The organism is Glutamicibacter halophytocola (assembly GCF_001302565.1).
GTDB classification, from domain to species: Bacteria; Actinomycetota; Actinomycetes; order Actinomycetales; family Micrococcaceae; genus Glutamicibacter; species Glutamicibacter halophytocola.
In genome coordinates this window covers 3,476,468-3,494,715 of the sequence record NZ_CP012750.1, presented here as the reverse complement: position 1 = coordinate 3,494,715, position 18,248 = coordinate 3,476,468, and the positions used below count along the sequence as shown (strand labels likewise).

Genomic DNA, 18,248 nt, shown 5'->3' with positions numbered 1-18,248 from the left:
TGCATCATACTGCACTAAGAGTGCATTGTCGATTGATGCGGTTGGGCCTGGTCAGGGCTTGGGCGACGCGCTCACCGGTGTTGCCGTGAAGGCTGCTGGTCGCAGGGGTCCCCTGGGGTGCACGGCTGCCTCAGGGAGAGCCGCATTCGTATCGAGCGCGGTGTTCGCCTTGTGCCCCGGGCGATAGGGGGCTAGGTGTCGCGGAACAGCTGCGCCATGCCCTCCGGGCATTGTGCGCAGGCAATTGAATTCTGCCCATGCCGCATCAGCAAGCCCCGATGCGGTGTTGCCTTCATGGGCTCGTCGCCGTCGGGTGCCACGGCAACGCAGAGTGCCGCGATCACCCTGCTTCTTCTGGTCGCAGCTGCGCCAATTTCATTGACCGGCAACAAAAGATCACCTAGAGTAAACAAAATATGCATATAGGTAATCCATGTCACGCCTTTATGCCCGCTTCCGCAGTGTCCATCTTGGGACCTCAGCCTTGGGAGAATCGTTGAGCACAGTTGCACCGACCGAAAAAGACGTCCTGGACGCCGCTGCCAGAATCGTGGAAGCTTTCGCCGCGACCAGCACGCAAGAGTATTTCTCGCTCTTCGCCCCGGACGCATCATTCATATTCCATCCCGAAGCCGCCCGGCTGGATGACCGGGCCAGCTATGAAGTGCTATGGAACGGCTGGCTAGCCGAGGGGTGGAGGGTCACCAGCTGCCGTTCCTCCGATCAGCTGGTCCACGTTTTTCCTGGCGGGGCTGTGTTCAGCCACACCGTATCTACCGCTATCCAAACCGGAAACGAACCCGAAAACATCTCCACGGATTCGTACGTGGAACGTGAAACCATTGTTTTCCGCCAGGAGCCGGACGGTTCGCTGATAGCCATCCATGAACATCTCTCCACGGTTCCAGACGAAGCATCCATCGAGGCAAATGGCGGAAACGCATGAATCTCTATCGCAAATTCGAGCAGAAGCTCGAAGCCGGGGCGGAAAACTCCGGCCCTATCCGCGGACAGCTGGGGACCGGACGCATCGGAATGATCTGGCTTGCAGCCAACCTTGTGGTGACGACACTGCTGACCGGAACGTTCTTCGTGCCGGGCCTGGATTTCAGTCTTGCGCTGATCATGATCGTGGCCGGAACCCTTGTCGGCGCCATTATCCTGGTGCTCGTGGGAAATATCGGAACCCGCACCGGCCTTCCGACCATGGCCATCACGCGCGGGGCGTTCGGCACCCGGGGCAGCCTCCTGCCGGTGGCGGCGAACGTCATCGTGCTGATGGGCTGGAGCTGGGTGCAGGCCATGCTGGCCGGAGTGACCGTCAACTACATTGTTGCCTCGGCCACCGGATTCAACCACCCGGTGCTGTTCTCGGTGATCTGCCAGATTTTTGTCGTGACCCTGGCCCTGTTCGGGCATGAGGGAATTTCACGAGTCGAGCCGTGGCTGGCCGTGCTGATTCTGGCGATCATGGGATATGTCTTTGCCGTAGCCTTCGGAAAATTCGAACCCGCGCAGTTCGCGGCAATTCCCGTCGATCATTCTCTTGGCTACACGCCCTTCATCGTCCTGGACATCGTAATTGCCACCGCCGTTTCCTGGACGGTGCTCTCCGCGGATATCAACCGCATGGCCCGCAGCTCGCGCTCGGGCATCGTCGGCTCGGGAATCGGATACTTGCTCTCCACCGTCTTGGCGATGATTCTTGGCGCCACCGCTCTTGGCTATGTCATTCTCTCCGGCGGCGAGGCCACTGCGTTCGACCCGACGATTCTGGTTGCTGCCTTTGGCGCACCGCTGGCCATCGCCATCTTCCTTTCGGTCATGGCTACCAATACGATGGCCGTCTACGGAATGATCACCTCGGTGGTCAACTCCCGTCCCGAACGCAAGCTGCCCTTCCTGGCCACCGCGTTGGCAGTTGGCTCAGTCTCCATCCTCGGAGCCACCTGGCTGGCACTGCTGGATCAATTCACCGACTTCCTGACCCTCATCGGTGCCTTCTTCGTTCCAGTCTTCGCCATCATGATTGTCGACTACTACTTCTTGAAGCGCGGCAGCTACACCCGTGACATCCTGCGCCATACGGGCGGAGCCTACTGGTACCGCAATGGAGTGAACTGGATTGCCGTGGCAGTGTGGGTGGCCGGCGCAGTGGTCGCCTACCTGCTGACCTACATTTTCCCGAGTCCCATCGGTGCGACGCTTCCGTGCTTCTTCGCCAGCTTCCTGCTCTATCTCGGGCTGTCCTGGAACCAGCGCAGCCGCAAGGACATCGTGGCCCATGAACACCTGGTTCGCGAGGCTTCCCAGCAGGCTGGCTGACCGGGTTCCGGACAAGTGGCGTGAGGATTACCTGAGAATTCTTCAACCCGATAGCCAGTAAATCATTTCTGCACATAGACTTGCGAAAAACGGGACGAGTCAAGCTCAAAGCCTCTGATACTCAAGTAACCGTCGACAGTGTTCTCCGTCGTAGGAATGTGAGTTGTGACTATGCAAGCTACCGGTGCCCTAACGCCTTTCAATTCACCAATGGTGAAGCTAGAGCGCCTCTTCGAATCAAGCGGTGTCGAATTATTCGCCAAGCTGGATTCACTGCAGCTATCGGGCAGTACCAAGGAGCGCACCGCCGAATCCCTGATTACAGCCTTCCTGGAATCAGGAGAACTGGAACCCGGTGGAATGGTGGTGGAATCCACCTCGGGCAACCTGGGCATTTCCCTCGCCCGGCAATGCGTGGTGCGGGATATCAGATTCGTGGCTGTCGTGGATGAAAACGCCAACAAGTCCGCGCTTCAGATCATGCGCGCCTACGGTGCCACGGTGGATCTTGTCAGGGATCCGCCTGATGGCAACAGGCTGGCAGCCCGCCGGCAGCGCGTGGCCCAGCTGCTGAACGAGAACCCCGGCGCGGTGACCACCAACCAGTATGGATCGCTGCGCAATCCCGAAGCCCACTACTCCTCGACCATGCCTGAAATCATGGAAGCGGCGGGCGGGGAGCTGGACATGCTGTTCGTTGCCACCAGCACCACCGGAACGATCCTTGGATGCCAGAAGTACGTCCGGGAACATGATCTGGCCACAAAACTGGTGGCAGTGGACGCAGCGGGTTCGGTGCTCTTTGGTGGCGAAGCAGCCGAGCGGCGCCTGCCCGGGCTGGGCGCAGGCATCATTCCCGAGCTGTCCTTGCAGGTGCAACCCGATCAGGTATTGCGCATCCCTGAAATCGAAATGGTGCGTGGCTGCCGGCGGCTGGCCCGGCACGAAGGCATCTTGGCCGGCGCATCCACCGGGGCCATCGTCGCTGCCCTGGGACAGGTGCTGCCCGACTTGCCTCGGGGTTCGCGCGTGGCTTTTCTGGTGCACGACTCAGGCGTGCCGTACCTGCACACCGTCTACAACGATCAATGGGTTGAAGAGAACCTTGGCGAGGTGCTCGAGCCAGCGGACTTTCATGAGCTAGAGGATGATGCCGCACGATGACCCGCATAGCAATGATTGGCGGTGGGCCAAAATGCCTGTTCGCACTGCTGGAGCTCAACGATTCGCTGGCTGCTGGCGCCGCGCACCTGTTGCACGTGGACGTCTATGACCCGTACCCGCCAGGAGCGGGACGGGTATGGAATACCGTGCAGCCCAGGGAACTGAGGCTGAACGTGAACTCGCGCATCATCGACGCCTCCTGGAGCCTCTGCGCGCAAACGTTCAACCAGTTCCGGGACCGGCAGCCAGCCGGCGCGATCCACGACTCCTTTCCGCCAAGGGCGCTTGTCGGGGAATACCTGCGCGAACAATTCGAGCTGCTGGCGCACCGCGGGTCGCTGCCCGTCCGGCACTTGGCGCTAGCGGTGGAAAAGCTGGAACGCCAAGGGAATCAATGGCTCGTGGAGACGGGCTCTGGCAGCTTGCTCTACGACGAGGTGGTCATCGCCACCGGCCACGGACTCGCGGGCGGCAAGCACAGCCACACGGCTCTTGCGCCCATCGCGGCCGCCAGCCTGAGCGTTGAGCAATCCCAGGATGCGCTTTGCAGCGTGCCCGCCGGGAGCAGTGTTTGGATCCGCGGCGCGGCATTGACCGCCTACGACGTGGTCCTGGCATTAACCGAGGGACGCGGCGGGCATTGGAAACCTGCTGAAGGCGGCCCGGGCGGCACGTTGGAATACGTGCCCAGCGGACGCGAGCCACAAGCGATCACCATGGCCTCGCGCCATCGCATCCCGATGACACCCAAGCCGGCAAGCATTCCGCCAGAGACCCAAGGCATCCTCGATGCCTGCAAGGCACAGCTGCGCCGGTGGGGGAGCCTCGGCCCAAAGGAGACCGGGCAGATGTGGCGCATCCTGCTGGACTGCGCCATTCAGGTTGCCGCGCTGAATTCGGTTCCTGCGAGCGAAGAATCCCTGAGGCAGACACTGGAAACCGGGCAGTCCGCCCAGTTCTCCACGCAGGCCAGTCCCTTCGAACAAGTGGGATACAGCCTTCTTGCGCACCAAGGGCTGAAGCCCCAAACCCAGGAATGGGTGTGGGCAGCAGTCTGGTCCGGGGTGTACCCGGAACTAATCGCCGCACTGTCCCGGTTTCACTGGACCGGGCCGGAGCGCAAGGAATTCAACGCTGCCGCCGCAAACCTCGAGCGCATGGCCTTCGGCCCGCCAATTCCCACAGCCCAGAAGCTGATGGCCCTCCATAATGCGGGGATGCTGCGGCATGAACCAGCCAGCCCGGGGCCACCAGAAGGCGCGGTGAAGATTGACGCGGTGACTTCACCGGCCGGGGTGCTCACCGCGCCCTTCCCTGAAGGAGAACCCGCCAGCGGGCTTATCCAGGGATTGCTCGCCGACGGCGAGATCAAGATCAGGACCGGCGAGCGCGGCCTGCTCACGGACATCGACGGAACCTGCATTAATGCCGAAGGGTTGCGCAACGAATCCCTGGCCGCGCTGGGACGCCCCACCGAAGACCCCACCCTGGGCCACGACACCTTGAACCGGGGATTGCACCCGGAATACCAGCGCTGGTCCCAGCGCATCCTTGCACAACTGAACGCCCCCAGCCAGAAAGCAGCCTATTGATGCCCCCGCTGATGCACGGAACCTTGCCCTTGACCGCCCGCTTGGAACCATGGATGGAAAACCTGGTTCAGGACCCCGAGCTGTGCAAGGAATTGCTCGGCCAGTACGGGTCTCCGTTGAACGTCCACGACTACTCGTCCATGTCCCGGAACATCACCGAGCTGCGGGATGCGGCATCGGGGCACGGCATTGACTTCCAGGTCTATTTGGCGCGCAAGGCCAACAAGACCCTGGGAGCGATCGACAAGGCCGTGGCCGAAGGATGCGGCGTGGATGTGGCCAGCTTCCACGAGCTGGATCAATGCCTGCAGCGCGGGGTCAGCCCGGAATCGCTGATTGTTACCGCCGCGGTGAAATCCAGGGCGCTGCTAAAGCTGGCGGCAGATAACAACGTTGTGCTGAGCCTGGACAACACCGATGAAGCAGCGGACCTGTTGGAACTGGCCAAGAGCGGCGGGGCTCCCGTGCCAGTTGCCTTGCGCCTGGCCTCAAGCAGCCCGGAGATTCCGCCCACCAGATTTGGGCTGGACGCGCAGCAATGGCTGGACTTCTTTGCCCAGTTGGACAGCCACGAAACGATCAGCATTGTCGGCGTGCACTTCCATCTCAATGGCTATAGCGGCGGGCAGCGGGCACTGGTGCTGCAAGAGTCCATGGAATTTGCCGATGCCCTGGGGCAGCTCGGGCACACGGTGGAATTCGTGGACATGGGCGGCGGCATTCCGATGTCCTATCTTGATGATTCAACGCAGTGGACCGGATTCTGGGAGGCGCTCGCCGACCTGCCCGATGGCGATGAATCCTTGACCTGGAAATCCGACCGGCTGGGCGCCACCGGGCCGCAGCCCAGCAACGCCCTGTACCCCTATCACCAGCAGCTGATTCGCGGGCCCTGGCTGGATCAGATCCTCGCGGCCCGCAACCCTGACGGGTCCCGGAGCGTAGCCCAGATGCTCACTGAGCGGGGGATTCAATTGCGCTGCGAACCGGGCCGTTCGCTGCTTGATGGCTGCGGGCTGACCCTGTCCGAGGTCGCGTTCACCAAGCAGCGCAGCGATGGGGCCAACCTGGTGGGATTGCACATGAACCGCACCCAATGCCGTTCCACTTCTGCGGACTTCCTGGTTGACCCGCTCCTCGTCAGGGCCTCGGGACGGCACGCACCAGAGCGCTCGCCGTACAGCGGGTTCCTCGTCGGTGCGTACTGCATTGAAGAAGAACTGATCCTGCGCCGCCGCTTTGAGTTCCCGCACGGCGTCTCCAAGGGGGATATCATCGCTTTTCCCAATACCGGGGGATACCTGATGCACATTATCGAGAGCGCATCGCATCAATTGCCGTTGGCCAAGAACGTGATCCTGGAAGGTCGGCACGCGGTCCTCGATGACATCGACCAGGCCGGTGCTGGCATAGGCTAGCGGGCACCGGCTTGGCCGGATGGATCAGCGCCCCAGCTGAAACCTACCCCACATGGACCCATGGGCGGCGCTGCAGGTTCGGCTCCGCCTCGCGCAGCACTTCCCGCGTCAGCGGGGCGATCTCGCCCTGCCCGAGGAAGATGAACTTCGCCAGGTTCAACAGCGGATTGCCCTCGGTCCAGCGGAAGTAGATGTGCGGCATGGCCTCGTATTGATCCCGGATGGCCATGGCGATGGCCGCGATGGACGTGGATACCGAAGGGGCGGTGGCTTCAAGGATCCACTGGCCGTGGCGGGTGATGCCGCGCACCTCGATATCCTGTGCGAAGTCCGAATAGTCGCTGACCTTGATTTCCAGGAAGACCACCGGGGCGCGCTGCGGGATGTGGCTGGCCAGGATCGCATGCTGGTGCTTGTGCAGGTAGCGCCGCTTGGAGATCTTGACCGGTTCGTGGGCAATGAGCCGGAGCAGTCCTGCGCTGCTGGCCTTGTGGATGATATCCACGGCGGCGGCATCAAACATCACCGAGGTGGCGCGCAGCTCGGTGGAGCGCCGGAACCTGGACAGCAGCGAGACCAGGAGCACGGCCGCGATGAAAAGGGCCGCGATTTTCAGGCCGTCCGGGCGCTCGACGCAGTTGGCGATGGTTGTGTAGACGAAGATCAGGCTGGCGGCCCCGAAGAGCATCGCCTTGCGCTGTTCGCCTTTGCGCTTGGCTGAGATGGTGACCGCTATGGCCGCCGAGCACATCAGCACCAGCACGCCGGTGGCGTACGCCGCGCCCTGGGCATCGACGCTGGCCTTGAAATGGATGGTGATGCCCAAGGCAACGAGGATGACTACCAGGACCAGCGGGCGCACGGCACTGGCCCATGCCGGCGCCATGCCGAAGCGCGGCAGGTAGCGGGGAATGAGGTTCAGCATTCCGGCGAGGGCTGAGGCGCCGGCGAACCAGAGGATCAGGATCGTTGCCACGTCGTAGACGGTGCCAAAGGCATCACCCATCAAATGATGCGCCAGCCACGAGAGCGCGCGGCCATTGGCCTGGCCTCCGGGCTGGAATTCCTGGGCCGGGATCAGGATGGTGGTGACGATGGAGGAGAGGACCAAATAGCCGCTCATGATCAGCGCCGCGGTGGTCAGCAGCTTCTTGGTGCCCTTGATGCGTCCTGCAGGATTCTGCTCGGTGTCGCCGGGCGCCTTGGAGATCTGCGGCATGACGGCCACCCCGGTTTCAAAACCGGAAAGGCCCAGCGCCAATTTGGGGAAGACGATCAGGCAGACCAGCAGCATCATGATCGGATCCCCGTGTGCGGTGAAGAGCGAATCAAGCCAGTTGGAGATCGTGACCGGCTGGCCGATGATGTGGGCGGCCGAAACGATGATGATCACCAGGTTCAGCGCCAGGAACGAGAATACGAGGGTCACGGCGATCCAGATGACCTCGGTGAAGCCGCGCAGGAACAGGGCGCCGAGCAGGATCAGCAGCACCAGGGTGATGGGAACTTCCTTGCCGCTGAACCATTCGGGGGTGAACGGGTTTTCAATCAGGTGCGCCGAGGCATCCGCGGCCGACAAGGTCGCGGTGATCATGAAGTCGGTCGCCGCGAAGCCCAGCAGCACCAGGACAAATACCTTGCCCTTCCAGTGCGGCATGAGCCGTTCCAGCATGGCGATGGAGCCTTGGCCATGAGGGGATTCCTGGGCCACCCGGCGGTAGACCGGCAGGGCAGCGAACAGCGTGACGGCCACAAGGATCAGGGTGGCAAAGGGTGCGAGCGCTCCGGCCGCGAGCGCGGCAATGGCCGGCTGGTAGCCGAGCGTGGAGAAGTAGTCCAGGCCCGAGAGGCACATGACCTGCCACCATTTGGCGCCATGCTTGTGCTCGCTGTTCGGGTCTTCCTGGCCGACGGAACTGTCCGTCAGCCAGCGGCGCAACCGAGAGGGAACCGTGGCTTTTGGCCCTGGGGTCGACCCTTGGGATGAGGCAATCGTTGTGTTCACGAAGATGTACAGTACGCCCAAAGACAAGGGTTGGCACCATCTTTAATGGGAATTCTTTCCGGGCGACCCAGGCCAGTGCATTAGATGGTTCATTTCGAAGCGGGCGGCCTGTTCGCGGCAACTCGGGCATCGATGCGATATCACCCTAAAGGGATTGATTCTTGGTTCGCTAACCTATTTTGACCTGAATTTATAAAGTCAATACGCGCGATTGATTCTCGATAATCAAGACCAGCCGGCGGTCGATATCGCGGTCTCGTGGCGCCGCAGGCTCCAGGCGGCCGCGGATGTGTTTTTGGACACGAGTGGCGTGTCGAAGCTGGTTCCAGAATTGGCGCATTAAGGCGGCATTAAGCAGGATCCGAGGGGCATTAAGAAGGCATTAAGAAACCGTTGCCTGGCGGGAGCGCCGACCTGCCGAATCGGGGTCACCAGGAAGCCTGCGAGCAATGTGGGCCGCAACGAATAATGCCCCGCCGGAAGGCGGGGCATTAAGCGGTGATGGAAGGCTGGCGGCTACTTGACGAGGTTCTCGCGCAAGTCCTTGAGGATTTCCATGGCGCCGATCGGGCCCAGGCCCATGAACCAGACATCGTCATCCACGCGGATGGCGTGCCCCTGCTTCACGGCGTCGAGCTTGTCCCAGAGCGGGCCATCGATGGCCGCCTGCTCGCCGGTGGCCTTCGGATCGCCATAGGACGAGTAGAAGATCCAGTCGGCGTCGGCCTCGGTGAGATTCTCAGCGGAGATCTCGGCCTTGAGGTCCTCGATGTCCTGGTTGGCCGGGCGCTTGAGCCCGACATCCTTCATGATCACGCCGATCAGCGACTTGTTCGCGTACAGGCGGACCCACTTGGCCGAGAAGCGAAGCAGGGAGATCTCGGGGTCGCCCTCGATGTCCTTGCCCAGGGCTTCTGCCGCATCCTGGTACTTGTTCAGCAGGTCGACAGCGGCCTCGCGCTTGCCCAGGGCGGCGCCGACAAGCAGGGTGTTTTCCTTCCAGGGGAAGCCCGGGCGCACCGAGAACACTGTTGGCGCGATTTGGGCCAGCTTGTCGTAGGTCTTGTCAGCGCGCAGTTGCGAGCCGAGGATCAGGTCCGGCTTCAATGCCGCAATGGCCTCTAGGTTCAGCTCGTTGATGGTGCCGACGTTCTTGATGCCTTCGGCCTTGTCCCCCAGGTAGGCGGGAACGGCATCGGCGCTGTCGCTGGAGACCATGCCCACCGGCTTGATCCCAAGGGCCAGCACCTGGTCCAGTTCGCCGGAGTCGAGGACCACCACGCGCTGCGGCTGGCTCTCGATGGTGGTGGTGCCCCGGGCGTGGGTGACGGTGCGCGGGAAGACGCCGTCCTTGTCCTGGTCGGCTCCGAATTTTGCGGTTTCTTCATCGGCGGTGGCGAAGCGCTGGCCGCCAATGGCCACGTCCTTGTTGCCGGCCTCCGAATCCGCAGTGGAGGAAGCACCGCAGCCAGCGGTGACGGCAATCATGAGCGTCACGGTGGCACCGACGACGGCCTTACGCAAGGCTAAGCGAGTGTTCAAGAAATTCACATGAACAATTTACCTTATTCAAATAAGGGTTGCCAAAGGTTATAACGTGCAATTACGTCCACGGTAAAGTGTCTTTGGAAGAATCCAAGAGCAAGGGAATGCCAGCGAGCCGCGTGAATACCAGCGAAATAACAGACAGGCCCCAACGGGCCGGATCGGCCGGGGCCCATATTGCCCGCCTGGCATTCTTTGCCGCGCTCCTGGCGGGCCTTGCCGTGCTCTCCCTGGCCATCGGGTCCCGGCAGATGAGCGTCCATTCGATTATGCTGGCGCTCTGGGACCCGCAGGAATCAATCGAGAAGGCCCTGGTGCTCGAATCAAGGCTGCCACGCGCCCTGCTGGCCATCCTCGCCGGCGCGGCCCTGGGAATCGCCGGCCTGCTCTCGCAGTCGATGACCCGCAACCCGCTGGCCGAACCCGGGATCCTCGGCGTGAACGCCGGCGCCTCGCTGGCCATCGTCATTGCCGTCGGATTCCTCGGAATCCAGGAGTACAACCACTACATCTTCTTCGCCTTTGCCGGCGCCCTGCTGACCGCGGCCCTGGTGTACCTGATCGGCCGGCCCCAGCGCGGTGCCATGGATCCCTCCCGGCTGGTGCTCTCCGGGGTGGCCATGGGAGCGATCTTCTCCGGGCTGGGCACCGCGCTGTCGCTGGTCCGCCCCGAAGCCTTCGACCAGCTGCGCGCCTGGACCGTGGGCGACCTGCAGGGCCGCAACAGCGGCATCGTCGTGCCGCTGCTGGTATGCACCGTCATCGGCATCCTGATCGCAGCCAGCAGCGCCCGCTCGCTGGATGCGCTGGCCCTGGGCGAAGACAGCGCCCGGGGGCTGGGCATCGACATCAGGCGCACCCGGGTGCTGGTCCTGGTCGCCATCACCCTGCTGGCCGCCGCCGCGACCTCCGCGGTGGGCGCCATCGGCTTCCTCGGCCTCATGGCCCCGCATGCCGCGCGCCGGGTGGCCGGAGCGAGCACCGGATGGATCATGGCCTACACTGCGCTGATTGCCCCTTCGATCCTGCTGCTGGCCGATGTGCTGGGGCGCGTTCTGCTGCCCAGCGAGCTGCCGGCCGGCGTGGTCTGCGCCGCCATCGGCGCGCCGCTGCTGGTGGCCATCGCCCGCGGCCGGAAGCCGGTGGCCCTGTGAGCGCCGTCGAAACCGCCAAGCCGCGCCGGCAGCGCCGCAAGCTGCGTGCCCGCGGCCTGGCCGTGCTGGTGGCCCTGGCCTGCGCGGTGATCACCGTCCTTGCCATCTCGGGCGGCGAATACGACATCTCCCCCTGGCGCGTGGTGCAGATCCTCTTCGGAGGCGGAGAAGGACTGGAGTCCACGATTGTCTGGGACTGGCGCATGCCCCGCGCCCTGGCCGCGCTGCTCTTCGGCGCGGCACTGGCCCTCTCCGGCCTGGTGTTCCAGTCGCTGACCCGCAACCCGCTGGGCTCCCCGGACATCATCGGCTTGTCCACCGGCGCCTACAGCGGCGCGCTGATCGCCATCACGATCTTCGGCGGCGGCTTCGCGGCCACCACGGCCGGCGCGCTGGCCGGAGGGCTGCTGACCGCGCTGATCGTCTACCTGCTGGCGTGGCGCAATGGCACCCACGGCTTCCGCCTGATCCTCGTGGGCATCGGCATTTCCTCCGTGCTGGCCTCATTCAACCAGTACATGGTGCTGCGCGCGGACCTGGATACCGCGATGAGCGCCGCCGTCTGGGGCGCCGGCACGCTCAACGGCGTGTCCTGGAGCGGGGTCCTGCCGGTGGGAGCGGTGGTCCTGGTGATCGCCGCGATGCTGCTGTACTGCGCCCGCCCGCTGCAGCTGCTGCAGATGGGCGATGACCTGGCGGCGTCGCTGGGGCTGAATACCGAACGGGCCAAGCTGCTGCTGATAGTGCTGGCCGTGGCGCTGACCTCGGCGGTCACCGCCTTGATCGGCCCGGTGGCCTTTGTCGCGCTGGTCTCCCCGCAGCTGGCCCGCCGGATCCTGGGCAGCAGCGGCATGAACCTGGTGCCCACGGCCCTGTTCGGCGCCTTCCTGCTCTCCTTCGGCGACCTGCTGGCCCAGCGGCTGTTCGCGCCGGTCCAGCTGCCGGTGGGCGTGGTCACCGTGTGCCTGGGCGGCATCTACCTCATCTACCTGCTGAACCGGGGAACCCGCAAGGCCGGCGCCTAGCAGCGCCAGCGCCAGCAGCCGTCGTGTCAAAGCGCCATCAAGTTTTGCCCACGCGGCATTAACGCGGCATTAAGCGTGGGGCCCCTCGGGGCGCCGGGGGCGTGCAATGGATAGTGCAGGGGCACGCGAAGCTCCTGCCCCAGACATTCCGCGTCGCGTGAAGGTGGCCAGCCTCGTGTCCTTGAATCTGTCGCGTTCCCCGCGCACCGGCCAGCAGCTGAAGGTGCTGGCTGGCCGCGCCCAGAAAACCCTGGTGAATAATCCGGTCCGCCTGGTGCCCCTGGGATTCCTGGCCGCCATCGCGCTGGGAACCCTGTTGCTGATGCTGCCGGTATCGCGGGTGCAGGACGGGGACGGCGGATTCATGCCGGCGGTATTCACCGCGGTCTCAGCTGTCTGCGTCACCGGGCTGGTCACCGTGGACACGCCCAACTACTGGACCCCGGTAGGCCAGGGAATCATCCTGCTGCTGATCCAGGTGGGCGGTTTCGGCATCATGACCCTCAGCTCGCTGCTGGCCCTGCTGGTGCGCAAGCACCTGGGATTGCGCACCCAGCTGATCGCCGCATCCGAAACCCAGGCAATGAACCTGGGAGACGTGCGCCGGGTGCTGGTCTTTGTCGCCAAGACCACCTTTGCCGTCGAATCGGTGGTGGCGATCGCGCTGTCCGCCAGGTTCTGGGTGATCAATCCGCACGATCCCCTGGCAGCGATCTGGGGCGGGATCTTCCACTCGATTTCCGCCTTCAACAATGCGGGCTTTGCGCTCTACAGCGACAGCCTGATCAGCCACGCCAGCGATCCATGGATCATGGTTCCGCTGTGCCTTGCCGTGGTGCTGGGCGGATTGGGTTTCCCGGTGATCCACGAGCTGCTGCGCCGCAATGGAACGAAGAAGCGCTGGTCGGTGCACACCCTGCTGACCGTGTGGGGCACCGTGGGATTGCTGGCAGCCGGCGCGCTGCTGCTGGGAATGTTCGAATTCAACCGCTCCGAGACCCTCGGCAGCCTCTCGCCATCAGGCAAGGTATTGGGGGTGCTCGGGCTAAGCGTCTTTCCGCGTACCGCGGGGTTCAACAATATCGACTACGGCCAGGCCTCGCCCGAAACCCTGCTGGTGACCGAAGTGCTGATGTTCATCGGCGGCGGCAGCGCGGGCACCGCCGGCGGCATCAAGATCAGCACCTTCCTGGTGCTCGCCTTCGCGGTATGGAGCGAGGCGCGCGGCCACGACCAGATCACCGTGTGGCGCCGGGCCATCGGCTCGGCGATCCAGCGGCAGGCGCTGTCCGTGGCGCTGCTGGGGCTGGGCGCAGTGGTGGCCGGCACGCTGGCGCTGCTGGTGCTCACCGATCACTCGACGGAAGAGGTCCTGTTCGAATCCGTCTCGGCCTTCGCAACGGTCGGGGTGAGCATGGGCATCACCGCGGATCTGCCGACCGCGGCCCAGTGGGTGATCATCAGCCTCATGTTCATCGGCCGTGTCGGGATCGTCTCGGCCGCCGCGGCGCTGGCCCTGCGCGGCCGGCGGCTGCTGTTCAAGCTGCCCGAAGAGCAGCCAGTCATTGGCTGACCGCCCGGATCCGATACGATCGCTGAGTAGCAGATGAGGTGCCGAAAGCTAAGGAGCAGCATGGAACTGCCGACAACGCCGCAGCCAGCCAGGCCGCTGGTGATCGTGGCGCTCTCCGGGGGATCCGGGTCCGAGCTGCTGCTGCGCCGAGCCTGCGATCAGGCGGCGCGGATGCCCGGGGCCGAGGTGCTGGCCGTGCACGTCCCGCAGCGTGGCGTCGCGGCCGATCCCCGGCAGCCGGACGGCGAACTGGACCGGCTTCGCGCCCTGGCCGAAGAGGCAGGAGCTTCCTGGCATATGGTGCTCGGCCAGGACATCGCCGAGGCGCTGCTCGGATTCGCCAGGAGCACCCAGGCCACGCACCTGGTGCTCGGCGGGCCCAGGGCCGGTGCCGGAGCGCAGTCTTCCGGCGAGGGCCTGGCCTTCAAGCTGCTGCGGCAGGCCAATGGGGCCAGCGATCCTGTCATCCTGCTGATTGCGCGCCCGGAAAAGCCGGGCACCGGGGAAGAGCCTGGTGTCCGCGCCCGCCAGTCGCTGGGCGCAGGCCGCCGGCTGGCTGGCTGGATCCTGGCTGCCGCCGGGCCACCCCTGCTGGCCGCGGGCTTCCTGCTCAGCGGCAGCGAGGGAGAACTGCTGACCCTGAACTTCCTGTGCCAGCTGACCCTGGTGGTGTTCGTGGCGCTGCTGGGCGGCTGGTGGCCCGCGGTCACCGCCACCCTGCTGGGCACCGCGATCCTGAACTGGTATTTCACTCCGCCCACCGGGCAATGGCATATCCACGAGCCGTTCAACGTGGTGGCCCTGGGGCTGTTCCTGCTGGTCGCTGCCGGGGTGGCGCGGGTGGTGGATATCGAGGCGAGGCGCACCGCCGAGGCGCGCCGGGCCAGGCACCAGGCCGACATGCTCTTCGAGCTCTCCGGCGGGGTGATCCGCGAGGGCCTGAGCGTCACGGCCCTGCTCGAATGGCTGCGCCGCTCCTATTCGCTGCGCGGGGTCGCCCTGGCCCGCCGCGGCGAGGACGGGTCCAAGGCCCCGCGCACCGTGGCCACGGCCGGAGCCGCGCCCGCCGAGGCCGGCGCCAGCGACTACACCGTGTCCGTGGATGCCGAGCATGTGCTGCTCATCGACGGGATTCCGCTGGAAGCATCGGACCAGGGGGTCTTCGAGGCCTTTGCCGGGCGCATTGCCGCGGTGCTGCAGCATCGGCAGCTCGCCGAGGTGCGCCTGCAATCGCGGGAGCTGGCCGCCGGAAATGCAATGCGCACCGCCCTGCTGGCCGCGGTCTCCCATGATTTGCGCACCCCGCTGTCGGGGATCAAGGCCTCGGCCTCGAGCCTGCGCATGCAGGATGTGGTGCTCAGCGAAGAAGACATCGCGGATTTGCTGGCCACCATCGAGGAATCGGCGGACCAGCTCAGCGAGCGGATCGAGGACCTGCTGAGCATGAGCCGGATCCAGGCCGGGGAACTGGTGGTGCATCGCAGCCCCATCCAGGTCGAGGACCTGGCCGCCTCCGCGGTGCGGGACCTGGCCGCGCAGATCCGCCCCGGCCACTTGCAGGTGCAGATACCGCCGGGCTGCCCCAAGGTCAGCGGCGACTACGGGCTGGCGGTCCGTGTTCTGGCCAATCTGCTGGAGAACGCCCTGCGCTACGGCGGGGAGCACCCCTTGCAGCTGCGCGCGGTGCCGACGCCAACGGAGGTCCAGATCCAGGTGGTCGACCACGGACAAGGGGTCCCGCAAGAGCAGCGCGAGCAGATCTTCCGGCCCTTCCAGCGCCAGGGGGACCGGGATAACGCCACCGGGCTGGGACTGGGCCTTGCCGTGGCCCGGGGCCTGGCCGAGGGCATGGAAGGACAGGTCCATGCCGAGCACACCCCTGGAGGTGGGGCCACGATGGTCTTCACCCTGCCGATATCAGAGGAAAGAACATGAGCGCCACCGTACTGATCGTGGAAGATGACCCGCAGATCGCCCGCGCCCTGCTGGTCAATCTCAAGGCACGGGGCTACCGGGCGCTGCACGCGGCGACCGGGCTGCAATGCCTGCAGCTGGCCGCCGATGCGCATCCGGATGTGATCCTGCTGGATTTGGGCTTGCCGGATCTTGACGGCTCAGAGGTCATCGACGGGATCCGCGGCTGGTCGAGCGTGCCGATTATCGTCGTCTCGGCCCGGCACGAATCGCATAGCAAGGTTGATGCCCTGGACCGCGGCGCCGATGATTTTGTCACCAAGCCCTTTGCCATGGACGAGTTGCTGGCGCGCTTGCGCGCCGCGTTGCGCCGTGCGCTTCCAGACCCGGGGCAGGCGGTGGTGGAAACCTCGGATGGGCGGCTGCGCATTGACCTGTCCAGCCATTCGGCTACCGTCCACGGCGAAGCGGTGCGGCTGACCCGCCTGGAATGGCGGGTGCTGGAGGTGCTGGCCAGCAACCCGCACCGGCTGATCGGGCGCAGCGAGCTGCTGACCACGGTCTGGGGGCCGGAGTACGGCGAGGAAGCGAATTACCTGCGGGTCTACATGTCGCAGCTGCGCACCAAGCTGGAACCCGAGCCTTCGAATCCGCGCTATTTCCTGACCGAATTGGGAATGGGGTACCGCTTCACCCCGTGAGCGGGCAGAATAGCGGCCGAGGAGAGCAATGTTGCGTCGTGGCAAGACAAGCCGGGGTGGACTATTGCCTATCGCATGGGCTTGATCAGTGCAGTAGGCATCCTGAATGCAATTTCGGCCGATAAAGCCCCGAACCCCGGCGCTCTCCAACTCGTCCTCTGAGGCCAGCCGGCGGATCGCGCCTGACATGTTCGCCAGCCTGGACAGCGCATGGATTATTCGGGGCTCGACCTTGGTGCTAGTCACCTGGCCATAGCTAGGTTCATGGAGCAATAGGCGAATATTCCGGTGTAGCCGGCGTCCGGATGAAGGTCGATCTGCCGGTGATTCGAGATGGAAGCCATCGCAAACCTGGCAGTGTGAGTCCTGGAGGCGCTTGTCCAATTGGCGCAACTCCCTAATCGCACAACAGCCGGACTTTGCTGTGCAGAGTCCGGCTGTTGAAGATAATGAATCAAATCCTAGTGGTCGTTCGCTTCCTTGCTGTTCACCGCTACGGATGCGCGTTCTGAACGGTGTCCAGTTTCAGGGAGGGTGAAGTAAACGCCGAGGCAGATGGCTACGACAACGATCATGTAGACCGCCACGAGCATTGGATGTCCAGCGCTCACGAATGCTGTGGCAATAAGTGGTGCAGTTCCACCAAAAATCGCTATGACGATCTGGTGCGCGAAGCCAATGCCTGAGACCCGGACCGATGCTGGGAACAGCTCTGCCTGGATGGTCGGATAGATTGCCTGCCAGATTCCGAGCACGACCCAGCCGGAGGCCGAGACAAGCACGTAGACCCAGAAACCCGGTTTTTCCAGAAGAAGCATCATTGGGTAGAACAGCACGATCATCCCGCTCGCTCCAATGATCGGGAAGATCTTCTGGCGTCCAATTCGGTCGGACAAGTATCCGCAGAATGGGACGATGATGACCAACAAGGCTAGTCCGATGACGCTACCGGCCAGGGTTTCAGAAAGGTTGCGACCACTGGTGAGATTCGCGAAAGTTGGCAGGAACGTAGCCCACGTGTAGTAGGCAACTGCCGGTGCCGACAGCGCAGCGGTTTGGATGAGCGCCTTAGGGTGGTTGCGCAAAAGGTCTTTCAGCTTGCCAGTTGTGGAATCCGCGGAGTCATTCTTATTGGCCTCGAACTCGGGAGTCTCGTCCGATTTGGCACGAAGCACCAGGCCGATCACGCCGAAGACCCCACCAATGATGAAGGGAATTCTCCATCCGTAGGCTGCCAGGTCCTCCGGCGTGAACGCTGCCGTTACCGCGGCTGCAGCGCCGGTGGCGCAGAGGGTAGCGAAGCCGCTGGCTGCGTTGGTGAATGAGCCGAAGAGGGCACGCCGGTTTGCAGGGGCATGTTCAACCATGAAAGCGATGGCGCTTTGCATTTCGGTGCCTGAAGAAATTCCCTGCATGATTCTAGCGATCACGAACAATATCGGTGCCAAGTATCCAATGGAGTCAAAGGAAGGCGTCAGGCCAATGATGAGCGCGCCCAAGGCCATCCCGGAAATGGCTATGGTCAAAATCCGGCGCCGCCCGTACCTGTCGGCAAATGGTGAAATGATGATGCCGCTGAGTGGGCGAACCACGAAGCCAAGCGAGTAGGTCAAGAGTGCAGACATAAGCGAGGCGAAGGCTGATTCGCTAGGGAAAATCTGACCGGAGAATATGGCGGCTAGCAGGCCGTAGATGTACCAGTCGTACCACTCGACGAAGTGCCCTACAGTTCCGGCGAGAAGATTCGCGGAACGCGGTTTCGGTGCTGGAGCACTATCGTCGAGGGCCGGGAGGCCTTGAGCAGAGGGGCGTGAGGTCGTCATTGAACTCTC

Annotated in this window: 14 protein-coding genes; 10 read left to right on the top strand and 4 right to left on the bottom strand. The window is 63.8% G+C overall.

The window, feature by feature from the left end:
* Positions 1–191: 191 nt before the first annotated feature.
* Positions 192–440: a hypothetical protein gene (locus tag AOZ07_RS16145; RefSeq protein ID WP_186467972.1), complete on the bottom strand. Its 249-nt coding sequence runs from the start codon at positions 438–440 to the stop codon at positions 192–194.
* Positions 441–496: 56 nt separating this feature from the next.
* On the opposite strand from AOZ07_RS16145, the gene AOZ07_RS16140 reads away from it, so the two are divergent.
* The 5 genes from AOZ07_RS16140 to AOZ07_RS16120 all read left to right on the top strand — a co-directional run bounded on the left by AOZ07_RS16140 (position 497) and on the right by AOZ07_RS16120 (position 6,499).
* Positions 497–946 carry a YybH family protein gene (locus AOZ07_RS16140; protein WP_060703525.1) on the top strand — a complete coding sequence of 150 codons (450 nt, stop codon included), beginning with the start codon at positions 497–499 and terminating at the stop codon, positions 944–946.
* Positions 943–2,325: a purine-cytosine permease family protein gene (locus AOZ07_RS16135; RefSeq protein ID WP_060702914.1), complete on the top strand. Its 1,383-nt coding sequence runs from the start codon at positions 943–945 to the stop codon at positions 2,323–2,325. The genes AOZ07_RS16140 and AOZ07_RS16135 overlap by 4 nt, the downstream gene beginning before the upstream one ends.
* A gap of 210 nt (positions 2,326–2,535) precedes the next feature.
* Positions 2,536–3,489 carry a pyridoxal-phosphate dependent enzyme gene (locus AOZ07_RS16130; RefSeq protein ID WP_060702913.1) on the top strand — a complete coding sequence of 318 codons (954 nt, stop codon included), beginning with the start codon at positions 2,536–2,538 and terminating at the stop codon, positions 3,487–3,489.
* Positions 3,486–5,081, top strand: a complete 1,596-nt coding sequence (locus AOZ07_RS16125) for an FAD/NAD(P)-binding protein (RefSeq protein ID WP_060702912.1) — start codon at positions 3,486–3,488, stop codon at positions 5,079–5,081. The genes AOZ07_RS16130 and AOZ07_RS16125 overlap by 4 nt, the downstream gene beginning before the upstream one ends.
* Complete coding sequence (locus AOZ07_RS16120) at positions 5,081–6,499, top strand: alanine racemase (RefSeq protein ID WP_060702911.1); 1,419 nt, start codon at positions 5,081–5,083, stop codon at positions 6,497–6,499. Before AOZ07_RS16125 ends, AOZ07_RS16120 begins: the two co-directional genes overlap by 1 nt.
* A gap of 43 nt (positions 6,500–6,542) precedes the next feature.
* Here AOZ07_RS16120 and AOZ07_RS16115 read toward each other — a convergent pair whose 3' ends face one another.
* Together AOZ07_RS16115 and AOZ07_RS16110 are read right to left on the bottom strand one after the other, a co-directional pair.
* Positions 6,543–8,354: an amino acid permease gene (locus AOZ07_RS16115; RefSeq protein WP_060703524.1), complete on the bottom strand. Its 1,812-nt coding sequence runs from the start codon at positions 8,352–8,354 to the stop codon at positions 6,543–6,545.
* A 666-nt stretch (positions 8,355–9,020) separates the two neighbouring features.
* On the bottom strand, positions 9,021–10,046 hold the full coding sequence (locus AOZ07_RS16110) for an ABC transporter substrate-binding protein (RefSeq protein ID WP_335334224.1): 1,026 nt from the start codon (positions 10,044–10,046) through the stop codon (positions 9,021–9,023).
* Positions 10,047–10,168: 122 nt separating this feature from the next.
* Between AOZ07_RS16110 and AOZ07_RS18975 the strand changes: the two genes are divergently transcribed.
* The 5 genes from AOZ07_RS18975 to AOZ07_RS16085 all read left to right on the top strand — a co-directional run bounded on the left by AOZ07_RS18975 (position 10,169) and on the right by AOZ07_RS16085 (position 16,416).
* Entirely contained in the window at positions 10,169–11,203 is a 1,035-nt protein-coding gene (locus AOZ07_RS18975; protein ID WP_236995215.1) for a FecCD family ABC transporter permease, read from the top strand.
* Complete coding sequence (locus AOZ07_RS16100) at positions 11,200–12,228, top strand: FecCD family ABC transporter permease (protein WP_060702909.1); 1,029 nt, start codon at positions 11,200–11,202, stop codon at positions 12,226–12,228. The genes AOZ07_RS18975 and AOZ07_RS16100 overlap by 4 nt, the downstream gene beginning before the upstream one ends.
* Positions 12,229–12,334: 106 nt before the next feature.
* The gene (locus AOZ07_RS16095; RefSeq protein WP_084793311.1) at positions 12,335–13,801 is read left to right on the top strand and encodes a TrkH family potassium uptake protein; all 1,467 of its coding nucleotides are present in this window, start codon (positions 12,335–12,337) and stop codon (positions 13,799–13,801) included.
* A gap of 60 nt (positions 13,802–13,861) precedes the next feature.
* Positions 13,862–15,736 carry an ATP-binding protein gene (locus AOZ07_RS16090; RefSeq protein ID WP_060702908.1) on the top strand — a complete coding sequence of 625 codons (1,875 nt, stop codon included), beginning with the start codon at positions 13,862–13,864 and terminating at the stop codon, positions 15,734–15,736.
* Complete coding sequence (locus tag AOZ07_RS16085; protein ID WP_060702907.1) at positions 15,733–16,416, top strand: response regulator; 684 nt, start codon at positions 15,733–15,735, stop codon at positions 16,414–16,416. The genes AOZ07_RS16090 and AOZ07_RS16085 overlap by 4 nt, the downstream gene beginning before the upstream one ends.
* 461 nt (positions 16,417–16,877) lie before the next feature.
* Here the strand turns inward: AOZ07_RS16085 and AOZ07_RS16080 are convergent, their stop codons facing one another.
* The gene (locus AOZ07_RS16080; protein WP_060702906.1) at positions 16,878–18,239 is read right to left on the bottom strand and encodes an MFS transporter; all 1,362 of its coding nucleotides are present in this window, start codon (positions 18,237–18,239) and stop codon (positions 16,878–16,880) included.
* Positions 18,240–18,248: the final 9 nt, after the last annotated feature.

Excerpts from the sequence above, each read along its gene's own strand:
- AOZ07_RS16080 (WP_060702906.1), bottom strand. The coding sequence starts at position 18,239 with ATGACGACCTCACGCCCCTCTGCTCAAGGCCTCCCGGCCCTCGACGAT.
- AOZ07_RS16115 (WP_060703524.1), bottom strand. The coding sequence starts at position 8,354 with ATGTGCCTCTCGGGCCTGGACTACTTCTCCACGCTCGGCTACCAGCCG.
- AOZ07_RS16125 (WP_060702912.1), top strand. The coding sequence starts at position 3,486 with ATGACCCGCATAGCAATGATTGGCGGTGGGCCAAAATGCCTGTTCGCA.
- AOZ07_RS16095 (WP_084793311.1), top strand. The coding sequence starts at position 12,335 with ATGGATAGTGCAGGGGCACGCGAAGCTCCTGCCCCAGACATTCCGCGT.
- AOZ07_RS16085 (WP_060702907.1), top strand. The coding sequence starts at position 15,733 with ATGAGCGCCACCGTACTGATCGTGGAAGATGACCCGCAGATCGCCCGC.
- AOZ07_RS16120 (WP_060702911.1), top strand. The coding sequence starts at position 5,081 with ATGCCCCCGCTGATGCACGGAACCTTGCCCTTGACCGCCCGCTTGGAA.
- AOZ07_RS16130 (WP_060702913.1), top strand. The coding sequence starts at position 2,536 with ATGGTGAAGCTAGAGCGCCTCTTCGAATCAAGCGGTGTCGAATTATTC.
- AOZ07_RS16090 (WP_060702908.1), top strand. The coding sequence starts at position 13,862 with ATGGAACTGCCGACAACGCCGCAGCCAGCCAGGCCGCTGGTGATCGTG.
- AOZ07_RS16135 (WP_060702914.1), top strand. The coding sequence starts at position 943 with ATGAATCTCTATCGCAAATTCGAGCAGAAGCTCGAAGCCGGGGCGGAA.